A 23,905-nucleotide genomic window follows, 5' to 3' on the forward strand; every position below is an offset into this window, starting at 1 on the left:
GTCTTACTGCGCACGTGTGTGCAGCGTGAAGGCTACCGCGCACGGGACCCGCGGATCTCACCCGACCTGGGCCGTCCTCACCACTCCAGCGCCCACGGGGTCCCGGTCGACGCGAAGTGCCCCACGTTCACGCACTCGGTCGCACCGATCCGCATCCGTTTCACCAGCGGCTGGTGGACGTGCCCGAAGAGGGAGTAGCGGGGCCGGGTGCGGCGGATGGCGTCCAGCAGGGCGCGGCTGCCGCGCTCGAAGCGGCGGGCGACGGTGTCGTAGACCAGCTCCGGGACCTCGGGCGGGATGTGCGTGCAGAGCACGTCGACCTCGCCGATCGCCTCGATCTTCGCCGCGTACTCCTCGTCGCTGATCTCGTACGGCGTCCGCATCGGTGTGCGCAGGCCGCCGCCGACGAAGCCGAAGACCCGGCCGCCGATCTCGACGCGCTCGCCGTCGAGGACGGTCGTGCCGGGGCCCGCGTACTCCCGCCACAGGGTCGGCATGTCGACGTTGCCGTAGGTGGCGTACGTAGGAGAGGGGAACGCGGCGAACAGCTCGGCGTACTGCTTGCGCACCGCCTTCTCGATCACCGTGGCGCGGTTCTCCTGGAGGCCGGCCCACAGCTCGGCCCCGAGCACCCGGGCCTCCTCGAAGCGGCGGGCGGTGCGCAGCGCGACGAGGCGGTCGGCGTTCTCGACGCCGAACAGGTCGGGGAAGATGCCGCGCGAGTGGTCCGCGTAGTCGAGGAACAGGACGAGGTCGCCCAGGCAGATCAGGGCGTCGGCGCCCTCGCCGGCCCTGGCCAGGTCGCGGGCGTTGCCGTGCACGTCGCTGACCACGTGGACGCGCGTCCGCTGGTTTCCGGCTGGTGTGGGTGCCATGACGATCAAGCGTAGGTCGAGCGCTGCCCTTGTGAACAGTGGCGGCCCTACCTGCGGTTACTGGCCAGTCAGTTAGCCCGTGGACTACTGTGCGCGAAGGAATACCCAACTGTGTGACGCAGCGAACATCTCGACGGGACCCCCTGTCGTAGAAGCCATACCGGCGGGTAACGTCCGGCCAGTCCAGTCGTGCTCTGCATTTCAACAAGTGAATGCGCGAGCACCTCCCCGAGCCTTGGACCGCACCGTCGCAGCACACACCGTCGTGGCGCCGGCGCCCTATGAGGAGCAGCAGTCTTGCGCGAGTTCAGCCTTCCGGCTTTGTACGAGGTCCCTGCGGACGGAAATCTGACCGACATCGTCCGCAGAAACGCCGCGCAGCACCCGGACGTCGCCGTCATCGCCCGCAAGGTCGGCGGCAGCTGGCAGGACGTCACGGCCACCGCGTTCCTCGCCGAGGTGCACGCGGCGGCGAAGGGGCTGATCGCCGCCGGGGTGCAGCCGGGCGACCGGGTGGGTCTGATGTCCCGCACCCGTTACGAGTGGACGCTGCTGGACTTCGCGATCTGGAGCGCGGGCGCGGTGACCGTGCCGGTGTACGAGACCAGCTCGCCTGAGCAGGTGCAGTGGATCCTCGGCGACTCGGGCGCGACCGCCTGTGTCGTGGAGTCGGACGCCCACTCGGCCGCGATCGAGTCGGTGCGCGACGGGCTGCCGGCGCTCAAGCACGTGTGGCAGATCGACGGCGGCGGCATCGACGAGCTGGGCCGGCTCGGCCAGGACGTCACCGACGCGACGGTCGAGGAGCGCGGCTCGTTCGCCAAGGCCGACGACCCGGCGACCATCGTCTACACCTCGGGCACCACCGGCCGCCCCAAGGGCTGTGTGCTCACCCACCGCAGCTTCTTCGCCGAGTGCGGCAACATCGTAGAGCGGCTGCGTCCGCTGTTCCGCACCGGCGAGTGCTCGGTGCTGCTCTTCCTGCCGCTCGCGCACGTCTTCGGCCGGCTGGTGCAGATCGCCCCGATGATGGCGCCGATCAAGCTGGGCACGGTCCCGGACATCAAGGACCTCACCGACGAGCTGGCCGCGTTCCGCCCGACGCTGATCCTCGGTGTGCCGCGCGTCTTCGAGAAGGTCTACAACTCGGCCCGCGCCAAGGCCCAGGCCGACGGCAAGGGCAAGATCTTCGACAAGGCCGCCGACACCGCGATCGCCTACAGCAAGGCGCTGGACACCCCCTCGGGCCCGTCGTTCGGCCTGAAGATCAAGCACAAGACGTTCGACAAGCTCGTCTACAGCAAGCTCCGGGCGGTCCTCGGCGGCCGGGGCGAGTACGCCATCTCCGGCGGCGCCCCGCTCGGTGAGCGCCTCGGGCACTTCTTCCGCGGCATCGGCTTCACGGTCCTGGAGGGCTACGGCCTGACCGAGTCCTGTGCGGCCACCGCGTTCAACCCGTGGGACCGGCAGAAGATCGGCACGGTCGGGCAGCCGCTGCCCGGCTCGGTGGTGCGGATCGCCGACGACGGCGAGGTGCTGCTGCACGGCGAGCACCTGTTCAAGGAGTACTGGAACAACCCCGGCGCGACCGCCGAGGCGCTGGCCGACGGCTGGTTCCACACCGGTGACATCGGGACCCTGGACGAGGACGGCTACCTTCGGATCACCGGCCGCAAGAAGGAGATCATCGTCACCGCGGGCGGCAAGAACGTCGCCCCGGCCGTGATCGAGGACCGCATCCGGGCGCACGCGCTGGTCGCGGAGTGCATGGTGGTGGGTGACGGGCGGCCGTTCGTGGGCGCGCTGATCACCATCGACGAGGAGTTCCTCGGCCGTTGGTGCTCCGACCACGGCAAGCCGGCGGGTGCCACCGCGGCGTCGCTGAGCGAGGACCCGGACCTGCTGGCCGCGATCCAGGCGGCGATCGACGACGGCAACGCCGCGGTGTCGAAGGCGGAATCGGTGCGGAAGTTCCGCATTCTGTCCTCCCAGTTCACGGAGGATTCGGGCCACCTGACGCCCTCGCTGAAGCTGAAGCGGAACGTGGTGGCGAAGGACTACGCGCACGAGGTCGAGGCCATCTACGCGAAGTGACCCACGGCCGGGTCGGTTATGGCGCGGTGTCCTCGGCGAGGACCCGCGCCATCGTGCGTTCGGCGAGGGCGGTGATGGTCACGAAGGGATTGACCCCGAGCGACCCGGGCACCAGCGAGCCGTCCGTGACGTACAGCCGGGAGTACCCCTTCACCCGCCCGTAGTCGTCGGTCGCCCGGCCCAGTACGCAGCCGCCCAGCGGGTGGTAGGTGAAGTCGTCGGCGAAGACCTTGCTCTTCGAGCCGAAGAGGTCGTACCGGTAGATCGTCGCGTTGGCCGCGTTGATCCGGTCGAAGAGCTTCTTGGCCATGGCGACGGAGACCGCGCTGTGGGCGGCCGTCCAGCCGAGCCGCAGCCGGTCGGAGCCGGCGTCGTAGGAGAAGGACGCCCGTTCCGGGTTCCTGGTGATCGCAAGGTAGAGGCTCACCCAGTGCTCCAGGCCCGTCGGCAGCGGGGCGATCTCGGCGAAGACCGGGTTGGCGGTGTTGGCCCAGTCGTCGATGCCCATGACCGGCATGGTCGACTGGTTGGCGCCGACCGTGTCCCACAGGTGGTTGGCCCGGCCGAGCATCACGTTGCCGTTGGTGCCCCAGCCGGCCCCGACACTGGCGTCGAGCGCGGGCAGGGTGCCCGTCTCCCGGGCGCGCAGCAGCAGTTCGGTGGTGCCGAGGCTGCCGCCGCCGAGGAAGAGGTACGTGCAGCCGTACTCCTTGGTCTCGACGACGCGGCCGGTCTCGTCGATGCGGTCGGCGGTCAGGACGTAGGTGCCGTCCGGCGCGCGGCTGATCGCGCGCACCTTCTCCAGGGTGTGGATGGTGACCCTGCCGGTACCGAGCGCGGTGGCGAGGTACGTCTTGTCGAGGCTGCGCTTGCCGTGGTTGTTGCCGTAGATGACCTCGCCGCCGAGCGCCGACTTCGGGGCGGTGCCCGCCGCCTCGCGCTGCATGTGGCCGAAGTCGTAGACGCTGGGCACGAAGGTCGTGCGCAGGCCGGTCTTCTCGGCGTGCTTGCGGGAGACGCGGCTGAAGCGGTACCACTCCGTCGACTCGAACCAGGCCGGGTCGACGGTGTTCACCCCCAGGGCGGCCCGGGCGCGCGGGAAGTACGTGCCGTACATCTCGTCGGTGTCGACGGTCGGGAACTGTTCGGCGAAGTACGACCGGGGCGGGGTGACCGCCATGCTGCCGTTGACCAGGGAGCCGCCGCCGACGCCCCGGCCGACGTACACGGACATGTGGTCGAAGTGCACGCGGTCCAGGACGCCCGGGTAACGGCCGATGTCCCGGTTGACGACGTCCAGCCAGAGGAAGGTGCCGAGGGGTGCCTCGGTGCGGTCGCGGAACCACATGGAGCGGTGGTCGGGTGCGCTGGTGGTGCAGAAGACCTTGCCGTCGGGGCCGTTGGTGTTCCAGAGGCGGCCCATCTCCAGGACGAGGGTGCGGATGCCGGCCTGGGCGAGGCGCAGGGCGGCTACGGCACCGCCGTAGCCGGAGCCGACGACTATGGCGGGGGCGGTGTCGACCGCATCGGGCTGGGCGGCTCGGGCGCTTTGGAGGCCGATGCGGGTGAAGCCGAGGGCGGCAGCTGTCTGAAGGGCTGCCATTCCGAGTATTTGACGTCTTGTCAGGTGACGACGCGTCAGGTTTGCTGTCATGTTGCGCAGCATCGGCGGATTTGCGGGTTCCGCCTAGTGGGGTGGGACTTGATCCTTGACGGCGGGTGGGGGTCGTTCGTGCTTTCTCGCGCCCACGCGGCGCAGCCGCATATCGGAACAGCCCCGCGCCCCTGAAAGGCAAACTGCACTACAGCAAGTCTTTGAGGTGTTCCGCCAGCAGGTCCCAGCGCCACTTCTCCTCGACCCACTCCCTGCCCCGCTCCCCCATTCTGCGGCGCAGCTCGGCGTCGCCGAGGAGGACGGTGATGCGGTCGGCCGTCTCCTGGGGGGAGCCGCCCCTCACCACCCAGCCCGTCTCGCCGTCCAGGACCGCGTCCGGGGCGCCGCCCGAGTCGCCGGCCACGACCGGGAGGCCCGTCGCGGAGGCCTCCAGGTAGACGATGCCGAGGCCCTCGACGTCCAGGCCGCCGCGGCGGGTGCGGCAGGGCATCGCGAAGACGTCGCCGGCGCCGTAGTGGGCGGGCAGCTCGGACCAGGGCACGGCGCCGGTGAAGCGCACGGCGGAGGCGACGCCGGTCTCGTGCGCGAGCCGCCGCAGGTCCTTCTCGTAGGGGCCGCCGCCGACGATCAGCAGGACGGTGTCGGGCTCGGCCGCCAGGATGCGCGGCAGGGCCCGGATCAGCGTGTCCTGGCCCTTGCGGCGGACGAGCCGGGAGACGCAGACCACGACCGGGCGGTCCGTCAGGCCCAGCCGGGCCCGCACCTCCTCGCCGCCCGAGCCCGGGTGGAACGTCTTCTCGTCGACCCCGGGCGGCAGCTGCGCCATCCGCCCGGCCGCCTCGGGCGTCAGGGCCGAGGCGATGCGTGAGCGGGTGTACTCGCCGAGGTAGGTGATCGTGTCCGTGGAGTCCCCGATCCGCCGCAGCAGCTGCCGGGCGGCGGGCAGCTGCGCCCAGCCGGCCTCGTGGCCGTGCGTGGTGGCGACCAGCCGCTCGGCGCCCGCGCTGCGCAGGGCCGGTGCCATCAGGCCGAGCGGGGCCGCCGCCCCGAACCACACCGAGGCGCAGCCGTGCTCCCGCAGCAGTCCGACGGCCCGCCGGGTGACACCAGGCGTGGGCAGCAGCATGGTCGTACGGTCCCGTACGACGGTGAAGGGCTGCTCGGCGTCGAACGCGCGGGTCGCCTCGACACCCTCCCGGGTCCGCTTCCAGGTCGAGGCGTAGACGACCAGCTGCTGGGGGTCCAGCCGCAGCGCCATGTTGTGCAGGAACGCCTGGATGCCCCCGGGCCGCGGCGGGAAGTCGTTGGTCACGATCAGGGTCTTGCGCACGCCGCCGACCCTACCCAACGGCCCTCGCCGCCGTACGCGCCGGCAGGTATGGCACGCTCACAGCTGACGGGCCCATCATGGCCCCATCAACACGGCGCACGAACGGGCAGGGATCACGTGAAGACGACGGGCACGAGGCGGTCCCTGGCATGGCTGCCGGTGGTCTGGTGTCTCACGAGACTGTTGCTGCTGCTGTTCGTCCTGAAGGTGTACGTCTTCCCGGGCCCGGACGTCACGAGCGACGTGCACGTGATCTACCGGGGCTGGTACGAGGTCCTCAGCACCGGAACGTTCCCGCTGCGCGACGTGACCTGGCAGTACCCGCCCGCCGCCGCGCTGGCGATCCTCTCCCCCGGCCTGCTGCCCTTCCTGGACTACGGCACCGCGTTCTTCGTGCTGGTCTGCGTCACCGACCTGGCCGTGCTGGCCTTGATGACGTACGCCGGACGCCGCCCGGGCCGCTCGCTGCGCGGCGCCTGGGTCTGGGTGATCGGCGTACCGCTGCTCGGCCCGACGGTCTACGCCCGCTACGACGTGATGGTCACGGCGGTGGCCATGGCCGCCCTCCTCGCGGGCGCCCGGCACCCGAAGGCGCTGGGAGCCCTGGCAGCCTTCGGCGCCCTGCTGAAGATCTGGCCGGCCATGCTGCTGCTGGCCGCCCGCCGCCGCAGCGCCTGGGTGTCGGCCCTGGTGACGGGCATCGTGGTGACGGGTGCGTTCGCGCTGACCATGCCGGGCGCGTTCGCGTTCCTGACCTTCCAGCGCGACCGGGGCACCGAGGTGGAGTCGCTGGGCGCACTGGTCTTCCATGTCGCCCGGCACTTCGGCTGGCAGGGCGAGGTGAAACTGAACTACGGCTCGATCGAGTTCATCGGGCCGTATGTGAGCGAGGTGAGCACGGGCGCCCTGTTCCTGACCGGGGCGGCCTTCGGCTGGCTGGTGCTGTGGCGGCTGCTGGCCCGGCGCTTCGAGGAGCACACGCTCGCCGACGCGGCCTTCGTGGCGGTGCTGATGTTCACCACCACCAGCCGGGTGATCAGCCCGCAGTACATGGTGTGGCTGGTCGGGCTGGCGGCGGTGTGCCTGTACTTCCCGGGGAGCCGGATGCGGCTGCCGGTCGTCCTGGTGCTGGTGGCGTGCTTCGTGACGGCGCTGGAGTTCCCGTTCTACTTCGCCAACGTCGTGGCCAGCGACGGCCTCGGCCTCACCCTGCTGTTCCTGCGCAACGGCCTCCTGGTGGCCGCGGCGCTGGTCGCGGCCCGCGCCCTGTGGCGTGCGGCGGTGCCGCGTACCCTCCCCGCTCCCGTGCCCGCTCAGCCCGTCCGCACCGACGAGACCCCCGTCTCCTCCTGAGCCGGGTCCCGCCGGAACAGCAGCCCCGCCGACGCGCACTGCACGGCCGCCGCGAGCGCCATCGCGAGACACACCCCGGGCAGCCCGAACCCCGTGAGGGCGTATGCCGGTCCCAGCTGGACGGCCGTCCCGAGCACGGTCACCCGCAGCAGCACCGGGGCCCGCCCGCTGCCCTCGAAGACCCCGCCGAGCGCGATGAGACAGCCCAGCAGCACCAGGTAGGGCCCGACGCACCGCAGGAACAGCACGCCCTCGCCCGCGACCCGGGGCCCGGCGCCGAAGGCGGCCATGATCCAGGGGGCGGTGACGGCCAGGAGCACGGCCCCGGCGAGCCCGACGGCGCCGGAGAGGAGCACGGCCTGCCGCCCGATCGCCCGCCGGGCGTCCCGACCGGCACCCCGCGTGTGCGCGGTGTGAATGGAGGCGGCCTGCCGGACGGCGTAGAAGGCCATGGTCACCACGTACATGACCTTGTAGGCGATCGCGTACGCCGCCACCGCCGTCACCCCGAGCCGCGCCACGATCGCGACCAGGACCAGGGCTCCGGTCTGGCGCACGGTGAAGTCGGCGGACATGGGCAGGCCGGTCCTCAGCGTGCGCCGCAGGGAGGCGTCCAGGGACTCGGCCGGTTCGGCCCGGCGGGCCGTGCGCAGCAGGGGGGAGCGCCGCAGCGCGACGAGTCCGGCCCCGAGCGCCGCACACCGGGACAGCACCGTCGCGGCTGCGGCACCCCGGACGCCGTAGAGGTGGATGAAGAGCGGGTCGAGGGCCAGGAGCAGGCCGCCTGCCAGCAGGGCGAGGCGCATCGGGGTGCGGGTATCGCCGGTGCCCTTGAGGATGCCGTCGACGAGCTGCTGGGCGAAGAAGACGGCCAGGCCCGGCATGGAGAGCGTGAAGTAGGCGACGGCGAGCGGGAGGGCGGCGCCGTCGGCCCCGCCCAGCACCAGCCGGGCCAGCGGTTCGCGCCCCAGCAGGCCGCAGGCCACCACCACCGGTGTCACCAGCGCCCACAGCGCCCATCCGCCGCGCACCGCGGCCCGTACGGCGGCGGGGTCGCGGGCGCCCCGGGCGTGGGCGACCAGCACGGTCGTGCCCGAGCCGAAGACCAGGGCGACGCCGAGCAGCACGTTCTCCGTGGTGGTCGCCACGGCCACGGCGGCCACGGCCGGTCCGCCCAGCCGGGCGACCCAGACGGTGTTGATGATCCCGGCGGCGACGGAGGCGAGGAGCGAGAAGTACACGGGCCGGGCGAGCAGCACGAGCTGTTCGCGGTGGGCGTTCACGGTGACGGTCCCCCTGAGTCCTGATGAACCGCGATGCGGCACACCTCGGTCCGAGCCGACACGATCCGATCTACATCTGTTCGAGGTAGCTCGGATCGAGGTATCTCGGTAAGAGGTAGCATGCGTTCTGACCCGCCCGCAAGGAGGACCATGCTGGAGCTGTCGATCCTGGGTTTCCTGGCCGAGGAGCCCCTTCACGGCTACGAGTTGAAGGAACGCATCAAAGCGCTGACCGGGCATGTGCGTCCGGTCAGCGACGGTGCGCTCTACCCGGCGATCACCCGGCTGACCACGGCGGGCCTGCTCGACCAGCACACCGAGCCGGGCGCGAGCGCGGCCCCGCGCCGGATCCTCGCCCTCACCGCAAAAGGCCGGGAGGAACTGCTGGCGCGCCTGCGCGACCCGAAGCAGACGGAGATCACCGACCACGTCCGCTTCAACACGGTCCTCGCGTTCCTGCGCCATCTGCCCGACCGGCACGAGCAGGCCGCGGTGCTGCGCCGCCGGCTGGACTTCCTGGAAACCCCGGCGAGCTTCTTCTACGACTCCGGCAAGCCGGTCCGCGCCGAGGAGTCGGACGACCTGTTCCGCCAGGGCATGCTGCGCGTGGCCCGGGCGACGGGCGAGGCCGAACGGGCCTGGCTGCGGGAGGCCGTCGAGCTGCTCGACCGGCAGGAGTGAGGCCGCGGACGGTCCGGCCCCGGGGTCAGCCCAGCTGATCCCGCAGATAGGCCCGCCACTGCTCCGTGAAGGCCTCCGGCGTCGTCCCCAGTACCTTCCGCATCGCGTCCTCCACAGCCCCGGGCCGCTCCCGGTGCTCCCCGACGGCCCCGTAGAAGTCGCGCAGCCGGGACTCGCCCCAGTGGTCGGCGATCAGCCGGCACGCCGTCCAGCCGCTCTCGTAGGCACGGGCCAGGCGGCTCGCGTCGCCGGTGAAGCCGAAGTCCTCGTCGTCCGGGAGCGCGCCGGGGACCCGGCCCGCACCGACTGCCCGGGACAGTTCGGGCGCGGCCTCGGCAGGGGTGCGGCCGGTGGCGCGGTAGCCGACCCAGTCGGCGTACCCCTCGGACAGCCACAGGGGCGTGGCGGCCGTGGTGCGGGCGCGGGTGGCGACATGGGTGGTCTCGTGGGTGACGACGACCTGCTCGCCGAGACCGCCGAGGAGCGCGAAAGCGTCCGGGTTGACGATGATCCGGTCCGCCGACGCCCGGTCCCGCGCGCCCGTCTCACCGGTGGTGACCGCCGCGATCCCGCGGTAGGAGGAGGCGGGCGAGCCGAGCAGCCCCGCCATCCCCTCCAGCGACCTCGGTACGAGCACGACGACCCGCCGGCTCCATCGCGTGCCCCAGGCGTCCGACACGGCGGGCACGGCACGGTCGGCCAGGTCCGCGAAGTCCCGCAGCGCCCGCCCGGACTGCCCGACGCCGAGCACGAGGCTGTACCGGCCCCGGACGAGGTGCACCGCCCCCTGGTCCCAGAGCTGCTGCGCGGACTTCTTCGCGGGCCGGTCGGTGTCGACGGACCACTTCCCGTCAGCGCCCCGGCTCAGCCGCAGGGTGCGCCCGGCGGTCACCGGCGCCCGGTCGTACCCGGCGACGCGGTAGCGCAGTTCGGCGTCGGCGGTGGCCGTGTCGCCGGTGCGGCGCAGTCCGGTCACCCGGTACGACCAGGCGGCCACGGGCACCGCGCGCAGTCTGGCGAAATCCGTCCCCCTGCCCGTGCGTTCGTAGGCCCGCTCGTCGCGGTCGAGGACGGCTGCGGCCCGCCGGTCCAGAAGCCGCTGGACGTCGGCCGTGGCACGGTCGGCCGCGGGCCGCCCGCCGCACCCGGTCAGGGCGACGAGCAGCACGACGAGCGCCACGAGCACGGACCCCGACCTTCGACCAGCCACGTTCCCGATCGTACGGGCGCCGGGCCGCCCCGGTCAGACCCTGGTGACCGACGAGACGGGCATCATCCCGACCGGGTCGTAGCGCACGGGCGCGCCGGGGTAGGGCGCGTGGATGACCTGGCCGTTGCCCATGTACATCCCGACGTGGCTGGCGTCGCCCCGGTAGACGACCAGGTCACCGGGGCGCGCCTCGGACAGCGGGATCTGCCGGCCGGCGTACCGCTGGGCCTGCGAGGTGCGCGGCAGGGAGACCCCGGCCTGCGCGTACGACCACTGCATCAGGCCCGAACAGTCGAAGCCTGAGGGCCCGTTGGCGCCCCAGACGTAGGGCTTGCCGAGAGCACTGCGGGCGGCGGCGACGGCGGCCGACCCGCGTCCCGAGGCGGCGGTGGCGCCGCCGGGGCCGGGCAGGCCGCCGCGGCCGGAGCGGGAGGCCCGGCCGTAGGCGTCGCGCTCGGACTCCGGCAGGGAGTTGAGCAGCCGCCGGGCCGTGGCGAGTTTCCGCTCGACGGCCTTCTTGTGCGCGGTGACGGCCTCGCGGCTCCGGTCCAGTTCGTGGAGCTTCCCGGCGGCCTCCTCGCGGTCCTGGGCGAGTTCGCGCATGGCGTGCCGGAGCTCCCTCAGCTCACCGGCATGGTGGGCGGTGAGGCGGTCGAGCCGGGACGCGTGGTCGAGGTAGTCGTCCGGGTCGTCGGAGAACAGCAGGGCGATGGACGGGTCGATGCCGCCCTCGCGGTACTGGGCGCCGGCCAGCGAACCGAGGGAGTCCCGCAGGGTGTTGACGCGGTGCTGGCCGCGGGCGATGCGGTCCCGGACGGTGCCGACCTCGTCGCGCAGCTCGTCGGCACGCTCGTCGGCCTCGTTGTACGCCTCGGTCGCCTTCTCGGCCTGCTCGTAAAGCCGGTCCAACGTGGCCCGGGTGTCGTCGTACGGTGCGGCGACGGACGGTACCGCGCCGACGGCGGCGGCCGCGACGGCCAGGACGCTGACCGCGGCACCGGCGCCCCGGTCGAACCCGGACGGTGCAAGGCGGCGATGGGACCCCACGGGAAGCAGCTCTCCTTCCGCTGGCGGACTTGGAACGCGGCAGACAGTAGCCCCGCGACAGGGGGCCGCCAACGACCATCCGTGGGTACTCAGCACGGCGCCCCGCCGCTGACGCAGGTCAACGGCGGGGCGGGGGCTCACTCGGGGCTGTTGCGATTCGCCCGGACGGCGGACACGGTGTCCTGGTCTCGAGGACGCCGAGAGGTCTTCGGGGGACGGCGACGGGGGACGGTGTCAGACCCGGACGCCGAACATGAACGGGCCACCGATGGTGTCCATCGACTCGTAGCGGACGACCGTGCCGGTGCGCGGGGCGTGGATGATCTGCCCGTTGCCGGCGTAGAGGCCCACGTGGTGCAGGTCGTTGAAGAAGAAGACCAGGTCGCCGACCTTGAGCTGGCTGACCGAGTAGATCTTGGTGCCGGCGCCGGTCTGGGCCTCGGAGGTGCGCGGGATCTGGACGCCGGCCGCGGCGTACGCCCGGGAGGTGAGGCCGGAGCAGTCGTAGGAGCTCATGCCGGTCGCGCCGTAGACGTAGGGCTTGCCGAGCTGGCTCTGGGCGAAGGCGAAGGCGGCGGCGGCACGGCCCGAGCCGGGCGGGACGTCGGCGGTGAGGGCGTCGCGCTCGCTGGTCCGGCTGGCGCGGTTCTGCTCGGCGGCCAGTGCGGCCTTCTCGGCGGCGCTGAGGGTGTTGAGCAGCTTCTGCGCGGAGGAGAGCTTGCCCTGGACTTCCTTCTTCTTCTTGCCGAGTTCGGTCCGGGTGGAGGCGAGGTCCTTGAGCTTCTCGGAGGCCTCGGCGCGCTCCTGGGCCAGCTCGCGCTGCTTCTCCTGGACCTTCTTCAGCGCCTCGACCTGCTGGCTGCTCAACTGGTCGAGGGTGGAGGCCTTGTCCAGGTAGTCCTCCGGGTTCGCGGAGAGGAACAGCTGGACGGAGGGGTCGATGGAGCCGGTGCGGTACTGCGACGCGGCGGCGAGGCCCAGGCTGTCGCGGAGCTCGTTGAGCTCCTCCTGGCCGCGGGCCACGTTGTCCTGGATGGTGGAGATCTCCTTCTGGAGCTTCTCCTGCTTCTCCTTGGCCCCGTTGTACTTCTCGGTGGCCTGCTCCGCCTCTTCGTAGAGCTTGTCGACCTTGGCCTTGACCTCGTCCTTGCTCGGCTTCTCGCTGGGGGCGGCGTTGGCGGCCTGCGAGCTGAAGGCGACGGCAGCGGCGGCGGCGGTGGTCAGCACGGTCACACGTGCGCGGCTCGGCTGCTTGGGACGACGGTGGGACGCCACGGGTGAAAAGCTCCTTCTCAGCCCCTCCGCCGTCTCTCCCGATGAGTGATCACCCGAGCGGAGGTTCGGCCCGACCCTAGTGACCTTCCTGTGATCAGTTCAAATCCTCAGATGAAAAATTGCGTCACGGTAGGCCAACTTTTCCTCTGGACTCACGGGCGGTGAGACCCACTTGACGCACCGTGGCTCACAGGTCCCATCAATTCGGGCATCACGCCCGGAGGTTACGCAAGGGACGTACGTCTCCTAGGACCGCGAAAGGCGCTTCAGGAGCATCGCCGAGGCCACCGGGCGGGCGCCGGCGCGGGCCACGCCGTCGGCGACCTCGCGGTCGGTGGAGGCCACGATGACCGGGCGGCCCGGGGGCTCGGCACGCACCAGCTGGCGGATCAGCTCGTCGGCGGTGACGCCCGGCTTCGAGAAGAGCACCCGGACGCCGCGCGGCGGCGCGAGCAGCACCGGCGCGGCGAGTTCGGCACCGTCGAAGACGCAGGTCACCTCGGCGCCGCTCTGCGCGGCCAGTTGGGAGAGCTGCCCGAGCAGCCTCAGGCGCTGCTTCTCCAGCGGCATCTGCGGATAGCCGGTCTTGGTGACGTTGTAGCCGTCGACGACCAGATGGGCCTGCGGCAGCGCCAGCAGCTGGTCCATGACCTGCGGGTCGTTCTCGGACAGGGCGCGGGCGGCGATGTCCTTCGGGGACATCCGGCCCGGCTCGACGGCGTCGACGGTCTCGGCGGGGCGCACCGACACCGGCGGCAGGGCCAGTTCGCGACGGAGCCCCTGGGTGGCGTCCAGCAGGGTGTCCAGCAGCAGCCGGACCCGCATATCCTCGACGCTGCGGCCCTCGCGGGCGGCCCGGCGCGCGGCCTCCAGGGCGGCCTCGGTCTCGCCCAGCCGGGACTTGAGCCGCCGGCTCTCGCTCTCGGCGGCGGACACCTGGGCGTTCCCCTCGGCGCGGACGGCCTCGATCTCGCCCTGCGCCTTGCGCAGGGCGGCCTCGCCGCGCTTGACGTCGCTGAGGGCGGCGCGCAGCTTGCGGTGCAGCGACTCGGTTTCCTTCTTGGCCGATTCCAGCTCCGTGCGCAGCCGCTCGGTCTCGGCTCGGGTATGGTCGCGGGCCCGGTCCAGTTCGGCGCGCAGCCGCTCCAGCTCGGCCCGGCCCTCCTCGTCGGCGCGCTCGGCGTCGGCCCGCTGGGCCTCCTCGCCGGCGGCGGTCACCTGCTTCACCCAGCCGGGGGGCCGCAGTACGTAGGCCGCGGCCGCCACGTCGAGCGGGTCCGCGGCCGGGGGCGGGGAGCCTGAGTCCAGGGCGCCGGTCAGTTCCGGCTGGGCCTCTCTGAGCTTCTCCCCGATGCGCTGCCGGAAGAGCGGATCGGTCTCCAGCGCGGCCGCCATCGCGTTGCCGGCGAACTTCGCCCGGCGGTTCGGTGCGAACCGGGCGTACTGCCGGAGCTGGGCGGGCAGCTCCCCGACCGTCAGCGCGCCGAAGCCGTCGGAGACGATCTGCACGACCCTGCGGCGCACGCCGTCGGGCAGCGGACGGTCGAGCACCTCGGCGGCGCCGTCGTCCGGCCCCCCGCCCGTGGTCTCCACCATCCGTCACACCCCAATGCCTGAGCGGGGCCCGCTCCCGTCAGGAGCCGGCGCCCGGCCTGTCCACGAGTTCCACCTGGTCCACCGCGTTGCACCAGCGGCAGCGCACCGACTCGATGGTCTCACTGAGCACCTCGCGCTCCTCGACCTTCGGCTCTCCGGCCAGGTCGAGGTGGACGTACTCGACGACCTTCGCCGAGCGGGTCACGTCGAACCTCGTGAGGTTGCCGCAGAGGGTGCAGCGCCACCGCGTCTCGGCGGTCGGCAGGGGAACCGTCATCGTGACCTGTTCTCTTTCCTTCTAGTGTCCGCGACGCGACCGGCATCCCCGGTGCGTGTGGCTCGTAACCCTACGGCCTGGCGGGTACCCGCCGCCCGCGCGTCCACGGCGGCGAGGCGGTCTGGGTGGTTGCGTCCGGTTACGTCATGCTCTGTATTCATGATCCGCAAGTGGAGTGCGTCGCTCGTCCGGGCCGGCAGAGCGGCCAGGGGGTCGTCGGCGCCGGTGACGTACTCACTGATCGCCCTGTGCTGCCTTGCCTTCCTGGCCGGGCCCGCCTCGGGCCTGAATCCGGCGTACGGCACGGGCGACGAACTGCTCGCCGTGCAGCGGGCCTACTTCCGGCGCTGGGGCGTGATTCCCGCAGAACTGTTCGAAGGGTCCGCGGGGGCGGCCCTGACCCCCGCCACCGCGCTCTTCGTCCACGGCAGCTGGGTGCACCTGCTCGGCAACATGCTCTTCCTCTACGTCTTCGGGGCGATGACCGAGGAGCGGATGGGGCGAGTGCAGTTCACCCTGTTCTACGTCGGCTGCGGCTACCTGGCCCTGCTGGGTTACGCCGTCGCCAACGCGGACTCCGAGCAGTCCCTGGTCGGTGCCTCGGGGGCGATCTCCGCGGTCCTCGGTGCGTTCCTGTACCTGTTCCCCCGTGCCCGGGTGACCAGTCTCCTGCCGTTCCTCTTCTTCCTGCCGGTGCGTTTCCCGGCGTGGGTGGTGCTGCCGTTCTGGGCGGCGCTGCAGTGGCTGGCGGCGGGGCGGGCCTCGGACGGGCCGGGGGTGGCCTACCTCGCCCACCTGATCGGGTTCGGTCTGGGCTTCGGCTATGCGTCGGTCCGCTACGGCCGTCCCACCAGCCCTACTAGAGTGAAGGCCGCCCCTGCACCGGCCCCCGAGGGAGAGAACCAGCCGTGATCACCGCGATCGTCCTCATCAAGACCAGCGTGGACCGGATCCCCGAGATCGCCGAGTCGATCGCCGCGCTGGACAGCGTCAGCGAGGTCTTCTCCGTCACGGGCACCTACGACCTGATCGCGATGGTCCGGGTCAAGGAGCACGAGGACCTGGCGGAGGTCATCCCGGGCCGGATCAGCAAGATCCCCGGGGTGGAGGGGACCGACACACACGTGGCGTTCCGCACGTACTCCCAGCACGACCTGGAGGCGGCCTTCTCGATCGGGCTGGACAACTAGCGGCCCCGTCCTGCCCGCCGGGTCCCGGATGAGGAGTTCTTCATCCGGGCTTCATCCCGCTCCCCGGGTTCCGTCCGCAGGATCGGGCCCATGGTTTTCTCTCGCCGGATGGCGGCCCTGTCCGCCGTCGTGCTGATCCCGCTGGGCATCGCCGCGACCAGCTACGCGCTCGCGGACAGCCCCGCGTCGCCCCGGGTGCCCTCCCAGCAGGTCGAGCTGGACCACCGCTCGCCCACGCCCACCTCCACCCTCCGGCCCTCCCAGAAGGCCACACCGCCCGGCGCCACACCGGGTGACGAGGTCGTCTCGCGGCCTCCGGTGACCGACAGCTCAGCGGGTGACGATGACGACGACGACCACGGCCAGGGCACCGGAGACGACGGACCGGGCGACGACGACGGCCCCGGCTCCGACGGCTGACACCGGCGGCCGGCGGGTCTCCGCCCGGGTCCGGATCCTGCTGTGGCTGCTGCTCGTGATGGCGCTCGCGCTCGCCGCGGTGGCCATGACCACCCGCTCGTTCCTGCTGCGGGACGTCGACCACCGCATCAACCGCCTGCTCACCCAGGAGACCGGCGAGTTCGCGAACTTCGTGGAGCGCGGCGGGGATCCGCGCACGGGCCGCCCGTTCACCGACGCGGACCGGCTGCTGACGGTGTTCCTGGAGCGGCAGTACCCCGACGCGGACGAGGAGCTGATCGGCCTGGTCGGCCGGGCGGGCACCGGCCCCCGGCAGATCCGCCAGCCGCACGACCTGCCCGTCGCCCTGCCCCTGCACGAGGACCCCGGGGCCCGGGCCCGCATCTTCGGCTCCCCCGACTCCTCCGGCGTGCTCGACCGGCCGCAGGGCGAGATCCGCTGGGCGAAAGTCACCGTGGGCCGGCCGGGCCGGGCGCCGGACGCCGCGTTCGTCGTGGCGTTCCACCCGGAGCGCGAGCAGGCCCGGGTCAACAGCGTGTTCCGCACGCTGCTCGGCATCTCCGGAGTGGCCCTGCTGCTGACCGTCGGCATCGCCTGGGCGGTCGCCGGGCGGATCCTCAAACCGGTGCGGGTGGTGCGCGCCGCGGCGGCGCAGCTGACCGAGCAGGACCTCACCCGCCGGATCCCGGTGCACGGCCACGACGACATAGCGGCGCTCGCCGAGACGTTCAACGGCATGCTCGACCGGCTGGAGCGGGCCTTCGCCGCACAGCGCGAATTCGTCGACGACGCCGGCCACGAGCTGCGCACCCCCATCACCATCGTGCGCGGGCACCTGGAGGTCATGGGCGACGACCCGGCCGAACGCGAGGAGACCGTCCGGCTGGTCACCGACGAGCTGGACCGGATGAGCCGCATCGTCGAGGATCTGCTGCTGCTCGCCAAGGCCGAACGCCCCGACTTCGTCTGCCCCGAGCCGGTCCAGGTCGCCGAACTCACCGCCGACGTCTACGTCAAGGCCCGCACCCTGGGCGACCGCGACTGGCAGCTCGACGGGGTCGCCGACCTGGAGGCCGGACTGGATCCGCAGCGGATCACCCAGGCCATGGTGCAGCTCGCGCAGAACGCCGTGCAGCACACCACGCCCGGCCAGACCATCCGCATCGGCTCCCGCACCGACGGCCCGGACCTGGAGCTGTACGTGGCCGACTCGGGGCCCGGTGTGCAGCCGCAGGACGTCGAGGTGATCTTCGAGCGCTTCCGGCGCGGTACTGCCCGCCGGGGTGCCCGGGGTTCCGGCGCCGGACTCGGGCTGTCCATCGTCAAGGCGATCGCCGAGGGGCACCGGGGCCGGGTCCGGCTGCACGGCACACCCGGGGGCGGCGCCACCTTCGCCCTCGTCCTGAACGCACCCCGGGCACCGGAAGGGGACCCCTCGTGAACCGCATCCTCATCGTCGAGGACGAGGAGCGCATCGCCTCCTTCGTGGAGAAGGGCCTGCGCTCCAACGGCTTCACCACGACCGTCGTCAGCGACGGCGACGCGGGCTACGAGTACGCCCTGACCGGCGGTTTCGACCTCGTCGTCCTGGACATCGGGCTGCCCGGCCGGGACGGCTTCACGGTCCTGCGGGAGCTGCGCGAGGCGCGGGTGTCGGTGCCGGTGATCGTGCTGACCGCGCGGGACTCCGTACGGGACACGGTGGCCGGTCTGGAGGGCGGCGCCGACGACTGGATGACCAAGCCGTTCCGGTTCGAGGAGCTGCTCGCCCGGGTGCGGCTGCGGCTGCGGACGGCGGCCCGGGCGCCGGAGGTGACGGTGCTCAGGTCGGGCTCCCTGAGCCTCGATCTCCGCACCAGGCGTGCGCGGTCCGGGGAGCGGACGGTCGATCTGACGGCTCGTGAGTTCGTGCTGCTGGAACTGTTCCTGCGGCATCCGGGGCAGGTGCTGTCGCGGGAACAGATCCTGTCCCACGTGTGGGGCTACGACTTCGATCCGGGGTCCAACATCGTGGACGTGTACGTGCGGACGCTGCGGAAGAAGCTGGGGGCGGAGCGGGTGGAGACGGTGCGGGGGATGGGGTACCGGTTGGCGTGAGTGCCACTTGAGCGCCGTCGCCGGGTGCGGGTTTTCCGTGGCTTGGCGCGCAGTTCCCCGCGCCCCTGAGGTACCGCACCTGAAAGTTCCTTCATGTGGAACTCATCAACGACTCACTGCCCGGGAAAATCCTCGATGGTGTGACGCTGAACCTCCGAACCACCACCGCCTTGTGCGTCGCCCTGTCCATGTGCGCGCTCCTTGCCGTCCCCACAAACTTCCCGGGACTCGGCGGCGACGCCCGGCTCACGCTCGTCGTGTTCGTCCTCGCGACCTGCGCGTGGATCGGGACGTCGATCGACGACACCTACATCGCGCTCGGCGCCGGGCTCGCGCTCACGGTGACCGGGGTGATCAGCAGCGACACCCTGTTCGGCACGCTCGGTGATGACACGGTGTGGCTGCTGATCTGCGCGTTCGTGCTGGCGGCCGCGGTGAGCCGGACCGGGCTCGCGGGGCGGGCGGCGGTGTTCCTGGTGAGCGGGGCGCGCACCGTCCGGCAGCTCGTGCACCTGACGACGGCCGCCCTGGTCGTCACGGCGTTCGCGGTGCCCGCCACCTCCGGCCGGGCCGCGCTCGCGCTGCCGGTCTTCCTCGCCCTCGCCAAGGTCCTGGCCGACCGGAGGCGACTGGTCGTGATGCTGGCCCTGCTGTTCCCGACCGTGATCCTGCTGTCGGCGGTGGCGACGCTGATCGGCGCGGGAGCCCATCTGATCACGGTGTCGGTGCTGTGGGAGACGACCGGACAGCACATCGGCTTCACGCAGTGGCTGCTGCTGGGCCTGCCGCTGGCCGTGGCCTCCTCCCACCTGGCCGCGGAGCTGGTCCTGCTGACGACGACCCGGCGCGCGGACCGCACCGGCCCCGTCCACATCACCCCCGAGCAGATCCAGCGGCACAGCGAACAGCCGGTCACCGGCCCCTGGAGCCAGGCCGAGAAGCGCTGCGTCCTGCTGCTGGCCACCGTGATCGCCCTGTGGTGCAGTGAGCCGCTGCACCGCGTGCCGCCGGCCCTGGTCGCGCTGATCGGCGCGGTCATCGCCGCCTCGCCCGCCCTCGGCACCGTGCGCCTGAAGGACGCGCTGAAGACCGTCCCCTGGTCGTTGCTGCTGTTCATGGCCGCGACGATGGCGATGGGGGTGGCGCTCGCCGACTCGGGAGCGGCGAAGTGGCTGGTCTCCGGGCTGCCGGCCGGCGCGTCCCCGATGGTGTTCCTGGCGGTCGTGATCACCGTCAGCACCGCGGCCCATCTGGTCCTGCAGTCCCGCTCGGCCCGCTCGTCGGTGCTGGTGCCGCTGGTCGTGGCCGCCTCCGCCGGCGTCGGGGTCAACCCGGTCGCCGCCGCCCTCGCCTCGACCGCCGCCGCGGGCTTCTGCCACACCCTGCCCGCCTCGGCCAAGCCGGTCACGCTCTTCGCGCAGCTCCCCGGCACCCCGACCTACGCCCCGCGCGACCTGCTGCGGCTGTCCGCCGTCCTGGCGCCGCTGACCGCCGCGCTCGTCCTGTTCTTCGCCGTCGCGGTGTGGCCGCTGCTCGGCGTGTCCGTCACCCGTTGAGGAGCCTTCCGTGCTGAACCGTGTCGTCGTAGCCCCCAGCGGCTTCAAGGAGTCCCTGTCCGCCGAGGCCGCCGCCGAGGCCATCGCGGCTGGCGTACGCCGGGTCCTGCCCGGCGCCGACATCGACCTCGTCCCGCTGGTGGACGGCGGTGAGGGCACGGCTCTGGCCCTGGCCGCCGCGACCGGGGGCCGGATCGTCACCACCGCGGCGACCGGCCCGGTCGGGCAGACCATCGCCGCGCACTTCGCCCTCCTCGGCGGCGGGGACACCGCGGTGGTGGAGATGGCGGCGGTCGCGGGCCTCTCGCTCGTCCCGCACGGCCTGCGCGACCCGGGTGCCACGACCACGTACGGCGTCGGCGAGCTGATCCGCGCCGCCCTCGACACGGGCGCCCGGCGGATCCTCGTCGGCTGCGGCGACTCGGGCACCTCGGACGGGGGCGCGGGCGCCCTCCAGGCGCTCGGGGCGCGACTGCTGGACGCGGACGGGCGCGAACTCCCCAGGGGCGGCCGGGAGCTGACGCGCCTGCACCGCATCGACCCCACCGGCCTGGACCCCCGGCTCACGGAGGTGGAGCTGCTCGTCGCCTGCAACCCGTACAACGTGCTGTGCGGCGAGCGGGGCGTGGCCCGGGTCTTCGGCCCGCAGAAGGGCGCGACCCCCGCGCAGGTGGAGGAGCTGTCGGCGGCCCTGGAGAACTGGGCGTTCGTCCTCACCCGCGATGCCGCCGTGCCGGACAGCGACCTGCGCTCCGGGCCCGGTACGGGAGCCTCCGGCGGCCTGGGGGCGGGGCTGGCCGCCCTGGGCGCCCGGCTGCTCCCCCGCTTCGACGTGCTGCTGGACCACCTGGACCTGGACGCCCGGCTGGCCCGCGCCGACCTGGTCGTCACCGCCGAGGGCGCCCTGGACCTCCAGACGCCGCGTGGCAAGGTCCCCGCCGAGGTGGCCCGCCGCGCCAAACTCCACGGCCGGCCCGTCCTGGCCCTGGCCGGCACGCTCGGCGAGGGCGCGGGCGAGGTGCCGGGCGTGGACGCCTGCCACGGCATCCTGCCCGCCCCGATGGAGCTGGCCGAGGCCCTGTTGCGCGGGAGTGAGCTCCTCACGGACGCCACCGAGCGCGCCCTGCGGATGATCGTCCTGGGCACCCGGCTGCCGGTTCAGGCGGAGGTGTCCGGCACGCAGCGCCCGTCCTCGGTGCGGTAGTTCCACTTCGCCCCGTCCGTCACGAGCTCCCTGACGGCCCGCACGAACCGCTCCACGTGCTCGTCGGGCGTGCCCGCCCCGAAGCTGACCCGGATGGCGTTGAGCGACTTCTCCCCGGGCGCTGCCTCCGGCGACCCGCACGCGCCCTGCGACTGCGGGTCGCTGCCGAGCAGCGTGCGCACCAGCGGGTGGGCGCAGAACAGCCCGTCCCGTACGCCGATGCCGTACTCGGCGGACAGGGCGGCGGCGAAGTGCGAGCTGTTCCAGCCCTCCACGACGAAGGAGAGCACGCCGACGCGCGGCGCGTCGTCCCCGAAGAGGGACAGGAACCGCACCTCGGGGACGTCGGCGAGCCCCTCCCGCACGGCACGGACCAGGTACTGCTCACGGGCGACGAGGGTGTCGAAACCGGCCTCGGTCAGCGCCTTGCAGGCCGAGGCGAGGGCATAAGCGCCGATGACGTTGGGCGACCCGGCCTCGTGGCGGGCGGCGCTGTCGTGCCACTCCACGTCCACTCCCCCGTCCTGGCGCCGGCTGACCTTGCGGCTGGCGCCGCCGCCCGCGAGGTACGGCTCGGCCGCGCGCAGCCAGTCGGCCCGCCCGGCCAGGACGCCAGAGCCGAAGGGCGCGTACAGCTTGTGCCCGGAGAAGGCGACCCAGTCGACGTCGAGGCCGGCGACGGACACCTGGTGGTGCGGGGCCAGCTGCGCGGCGTCCAGCACGATGCGCGCACCGTGGGCGTGCGCGGCGGCCGTGAGCTCCCGTACGGGCCACAGCTCACCGGTGACGTTCGAGGCGCCGGTGACGCACACGAGGGCCGGGCCGTAGGGGTCGCGGTCGGCGAGGGCGCGCTCCAGGGTCTCGACGGCCTCGCGGGGGCTGCGCGGGGCGTCGAGGTAGGTGACCTGGGCGCCGCGCCACGGCAGCAGAGAGGCGTGGTGCTCGGTCTCGAAGACGAAGACCCGGCAGTCGGCGGGGAGGGCGGCGGCGAGGAGGTTGAGGGAGTCGGTCGTCGACCGCGTGAACACGACCTGGTCGTCCTCGCGGCAGTCGAGGAACTCGGCGACGGTCCGGCGGGCGTTCTCGAACAGGTCGGTGGAGAGCTGGGAGAGGTACCCGGCGCCGCGGTGGACGCTGCCGTAGTAGGGCGCGTAGGCGGCGACGTCGTCCCAGACCCGCTGGAGCGCCGGGGCGCTGGCGGCGTAGTCGAGGGCTGCGTAGGTGACCTCGCCACCGGTCACGAGCGGCACGGTGACATCTCGGCCCAGAACGGGCAGCGGGGCACAAACGGACGGGGCGGCGGCAACGGTGGAGACGGACATGGTGAACTCCCGTGAAGGCAGGTGGAATCCGCCCGCGAGCCGGTACGGCTACCAGCGGGGGGGGTGAAGGAAAGAGGGATGCGGAGGCGGGGCTCTGCGGCCCTATCGCATTCGCTGATTCACGGGAGAGCTCCTCGACGACCAGGACCCCTGGCCCCACACTTTTCAAAAGCGTGCGAGGGGTCCGCGCTTGCCACAGACCTCGCTGCCTGCGGCCTGGTCTTCACCCGGGGCACCCCGCCACGGACGGAGGGTTGCCGGACAGTCGGCCGGGGCCTCATGACTGTCACTCATGACCTGATCAGGAACGTACGCGAAAAGATCGGCGTCCCGCAACCCGAGTCCGGATCGCGGGACGCCGTCCGTGGTTCCCTACCTGTTGCTGGCGGCCACCCAGCGCTCCAGCGTGCGCTTCGCGGCGCCCGAGTCGATCGACTCGGCCGCCTTCACCATCCCGGCGCGGATCTGCTCGGTCAGTGGCGCGGCGGTGGGCTCCAGGGCGACCAGGGCCGCCGCCGAGTTCAGCACCACCGCGTCCCGCACCGGCCCCGTCTCCCCGTCCAGGAGCCGCCGCGCGACCTCGGCGTTGTAGGAGGCGTCCGCGCCGCGCAGCGCCTCCACGGGGACCAGTTCGAGGCCGACGTCACGCGGGTCGAAGGCCTCCTCGGTCACCTCGCCGCCCCGGACGATCCACACCCGGGACGTGGCCGTGGTGGTCAGCTCGTCCAGGCCGTCGTCGCCCCGGAAGACCAGGGAGGAGTTGCCGCGCTCGGCGAAGACGCCCGCGACGATCGGCGCCATGCGCGGGTCCGCCACACCGACCGCCTGGGCGCGGACCCGGGCCGGGTTGGTGAGCGGGCCGAGGGCGTTGAACACCGTACGGATGCCCAACTGGCCGCGGGCGGCGCCCGCGTGCCGCAGCGCCGGGTGGAACTTCACCGCGAAGCAGAAGGTGATCCCGGCCTCCTCGGCGACCTCCGTCACCCGGTGCAGGGGCAGCTCCAGGTTGACGCCGAGCTTCTCCAGCACGTCGGAGGCCCCGGACGCCGAGGACGCGGCACGGTTGCCGTGCTTGACGACCTTCGCGCCGGTGCCGGCGACGACGATCGAGGACATCGTGGAGATGTTGACCGTCTTCGCGCCGTCACCGCCCGTCCCGACGATGTCGACCGTCGCCCCGGGCACCTCGATCACGTTGGCGTGCGCGTACATCGTGCGGACCAGGCCGTTGATCTCCTCGACGGTCTCGCCCTTGGCGCGCAGCGCCACGACGAACCCGGCGATCTGCGCCTCGGTCGCCTCGCCGCGCATGATCCGGTCCATCGCCCAGGCGGTGTCGTCCGCGCTCAGGTGCCTGCCGTCCAGCAGGCCGTTCAACAGCTGGGGCCAGGAGCGGCCCGCCGCGGTGTCGCCTCCAGCGGGGGTCACAGCGCTCATAAGCCGCTCCAGGGTCAGGCGTCCCGCACTACGGGACGAGAGT

At 72.4% G+C, this 23,905-nt stretch carries 21 protein-coding genes and 1 riboswitch; of the genes, 10 read left to right on the top strand and 11 right to left on the bottom strand.

Annotated elements, in window-relative coordinates:
- Positions 1-77 precede the first annotated feature (77 nt).
- Complete coding sequence (locus tag RFN52_RS10640) at positions 78-875, bottom strand: metallophosphoesterase family protein (RefSeq protein WP_184845425.1); 798 nt, start codon at positions 873-875, stop codon at positions 78-80.
- 297 nt (positions 876-1,172) lie between these two features.
- Here RFN52_RS10640 and RFN52_RS10645 point away from each other — a divergent pair, with 297 nt between their 5' ends.
- Positions 1,173-2,969: an AMP-dependent synthetase/ligase gene (locus RFN52_RS10645; RefSeq protein WP_184845427.1), complete on the top strand. Its 1,797-nt coding sequence runs from the start codon at positions 1,173-1,175 to the stop codon at positions 2,967-2,969.
- 16 nt (positions 2,970-2,985) lie between these two features.
- Here the strand turns inward: RFN52_RS10645 and RFN52_RS10650 are convergent, their stop codons facing one another.
- Positions 2,986-4,623 carry a GMC oxidoreductase gene (locus tag RFN52_RS10650; RefSeq protein WP_445082015.1) on the bottom strand — a complete coding sequence of 546 codons (1,638 nt, stop codon included), beginning with the start codon at positions 4,621-4,623 and terminating at the stop codon, positions 2,986-2,988.
- Positions 4,624-4,771: 148 nt separating this feature from the next.
- A complete protein-coding gene (locus RFN52_RS10655) occupies positions 4,772-5,914 on the bottom strand; it encodes a glycosyltransferase family 4 protein (RefSeq protein ID WP_184845431.1) in 1,143 nt (380 codons plus the stop codon).
- Positions 5,915-6,031: 117 nt separating this feature from the next.
- Here RFN52_RS10655 and RFN52_RS10660 point away from each other — a divergent pair, with 117 nt between their 5' ends.
- Positions 6,032-7,267, top strand: coding sequence for a glycosyltransferase 87 family protein (locus RFN52_RS10660; protein ID WP_184845433.1), 1,236 nt, complete (start codon positions 6,032-6,034; stop codon positions 7,265-7,267).
- Here the strand turns inward: RFN52_RS10660 and RFN52_RS10665 are convergent.
- Entirely contained in the window at positions 7,228-8,550 is a 1,323-nt protein-coding gene (locus RFN52_RS10665; RefSeq protein ID WP_184845435.1) for an MATE family efflux transporter, read from the bottom strand. The two genes, RFN52_RS10660 and RFN52_RS10665, sit on opposite strands and share 40 nt — an antisense overlap.
- Positions 8,551-8,700: 150 nt before the next feature.
- On the opposite strand from RFN52_RS10665, the gene RFN52_RS10670 reads away from it, so the two are divergent.
- Positions 8,701-9,231 (top strand): PadR family transcriptional regulator, encoded by a 531-nt coding sequence (locus RFN52_RS10670; protein ID WP_184845437.1) that lies wholly within the window; start codon positions 8,701-8,703, stop codon positions 9,229-9,231.
- A gap of 25 nt (positions 9,232-9,256) precedes the next feature.
- On the opposite strand, the gene RFN52_RS10675 is transcribed toward RFN52_RS10670, so the two are convergent.
- From RFN52_RS10675 to RFN52_RS10695, 5 genes are all read right to left on the bottom strand, one after another.
- On the bottom strand, positions 9,257-10,441 hold the full coding sequence (locus RFN52_RS10675) for a hypothetical protein (RefSeq protein ID WP_184845439.1): 1,185 nt from the start codon (positions 10,439-10,441) through the stop codon (positions 9,257-9,259).
- 33 nt (positions 10,442-10,474) lie between these two features.
- Positions 10,475-11,488: a C40 family peptidase gene (locus RFN52_RS10680; RefSeq protein ID WP_184845441.1), complete on the bottom strand. Its 1,014-nt coding sequence runs from the start codon at positions 11,486-11,488 to the stop codon at positions 10,475-10,477.
- Positions 11,489-11,722: 234 nt separating this feature from the next.
- Positions 11,723-12,763 carry a C40 family peptidase gene (locus tag RFN52_RS10685; RefSeq protein ID WP_184845443.1) on the bottom strand — a complete coding sequence of 347 codons (1,041 nt, stop codon included), beginning with the start codon at positions 12,761-12,763 and terminating at the stop codon, positions 11,723-11,725.
- Between the two features lie 246 nt (positions 12,764-13,009).
- The gene (locus RFN52_RS10690) at positions 13,010-14,359 is read right to left on the bottom strand and encodes an NYN domain-containing protein (protein ID WP_184845446.1); all 1,350 of its coding nucleotides are present in this window, start codon (positions 14,357-14,359) and stop codon (positions 13,010-13,012) included.
- A gap of 37 nt (positions 14,360-14,396) precedes the next feature.
- The gene (locus RFN52_RS10695; RefSeq protein ID WP_033312729.1) at positions 14,397-14,636 is read right to left on the bottom strand and encodes a hypothetical protein; all 240 of its coding nucleotides are present in this window, start codon (positions 14,634-14,636) and stop codon (positions 14,397-14,399) included.
- A gap of 159 nt (positions 14,637-14,795) precedes the next feature.
- On the opposite strand from RFN52_RS10695, the gene RFN52_RS10700 reads away from it, so the two are divergent.
- The 7 genes from RFN52_RS10700 to RFN52_RS10730 all read left to right on the top strand — a co-directional run bounded on the left by RFN52_RS10700 (position 14,796) and on the right by RFN52_RS10730 (position 21,103).
- Entirely contained in the window at positions 14,796-15,548 is a 753-nt protein-coding gene (locus RFN52_RS10700; RefSeq protein WP_184845448.1) for a rhomboid family intramembrane serine protease, read from the top strand.
- Positions 15,545-15,826 (top strand): Lrp/AsnC family transcriptional regulator, encoded by a 282-nt coding sequence (locus RFN52_RS10705; protein ID WP_030848030.1) that lies wholly within the window; start codon positions 15,545-15,547, stop codon positions 15,824-15,826. The genes RFN52_RS10700 and RFN52_RS10705 overlap by 4 nt, the downstream gene beginning before the upstream one ends.
- Before the next feature lie 90 nt (positions 15,827-15,916).
- A complete protein-coding gene (locus RFN52_RS10710) occupies positions 15,917-16,246 on the top strand; it encodes a small secreted hydrophilic protein (RefSeq protein ID WP_184845450.1) in 330 nt (109 codons plus the stop codon).
- Positions 16,170-17,687, top strand: a complete 1,518-nt coding sequence (locus tag RFN52_RS10715) for a sensor histidine kinase (protein ID WP_311240929.1) — start codon at positions 16,170-16,172, stop codon at positions 17,685-17,687. Before RFN52_RS10710 ends, RFN52_RS10715 begins: the two co-directional genes overlap by 77 nt.
- Positions 17,684-18,343, top strand: a complete 660-nt coding sequence (locus RFN52_RS10720) for a response regulator transcription factor (protein WP_184845454.1) — start codon at positions 17,684-17,686, stop codon at positions 18,341-18,343. Before RFN52_RS10715 ends, RFN52_RS10720 begins: the two co-directional genes overlap by 4 nt.
- 140 nt (positions 18,344-18,483) lie before the next feature.
- Entirely contained in the window at positions 18,484-19,899 is a 1,416-nt protein-coding gene (locus RFN52_RS10725; protein WP_184845456.1) for an SLC13 family permease, read from the top strand.
- Positions 19,900-19,909: 10 nt separating this feature from the next.
- Positions 19,910-21,103, top strand: a complete 1,194-nt coding sequence (locus RFN52_RS10730; RefSeq protein WP_184845458.1) for a glycerate kinase — start codon at positions 19,910-19,912, stop codon at positions 21,101-21,103.
- Here the strand turns inward: RFN52_RS10730 and RFN52_RS10735 are convergent.
- The gene (locus RFN52_RS10735) at positions 21,058-22,425 is read right to left on the bottom strand and encodes an aminotransferase class V-fold PLP-dependent enzyme (protein ID WP_184845460.1); all 1,368 of its coding nucleotides are present in this window, start codon (positions 22,423-22,425) and stop codon (positions 21,058-21,060) included. The two genes, RFN52_RS10730 and RFN52_RS10735, sit on opposite strands and share 46 nt — an antisense overlap.
- 181 nt (positions 22,426-22,606) lie before the next feature.
- Positions 22,607-22,723, bottom strand: a riboswitch (SAM riboswitch).
- A gap of 74 nt (positions 22,724-22,797) precedes the next feature.
- On the bottom strand, positions 22,798-23,862 hold the full coding sequence (gene trpD, locus RFN52_RS10740; RefSeq protein ID WP_184845462.1) for an anthranilate phosphoribosyltransferase: 1,065 nt from the start codon (positions 23,860-23,862) through the stop codon (positions 22,798-22,800).
- Positions 23,863-23,905 lie beyond the last annotated feature (43 nt).

The organism is Streptomyces collinus, assembly GCF_031348265.1.
In the GTDB taxonomy this organism is placed as follows: domain Bacteria; phylum Actinomycetota; class Actinomycetes; order Streptomycetales; family Streptomycetaceae; genus Streptomyces; species Streptomyces collinus.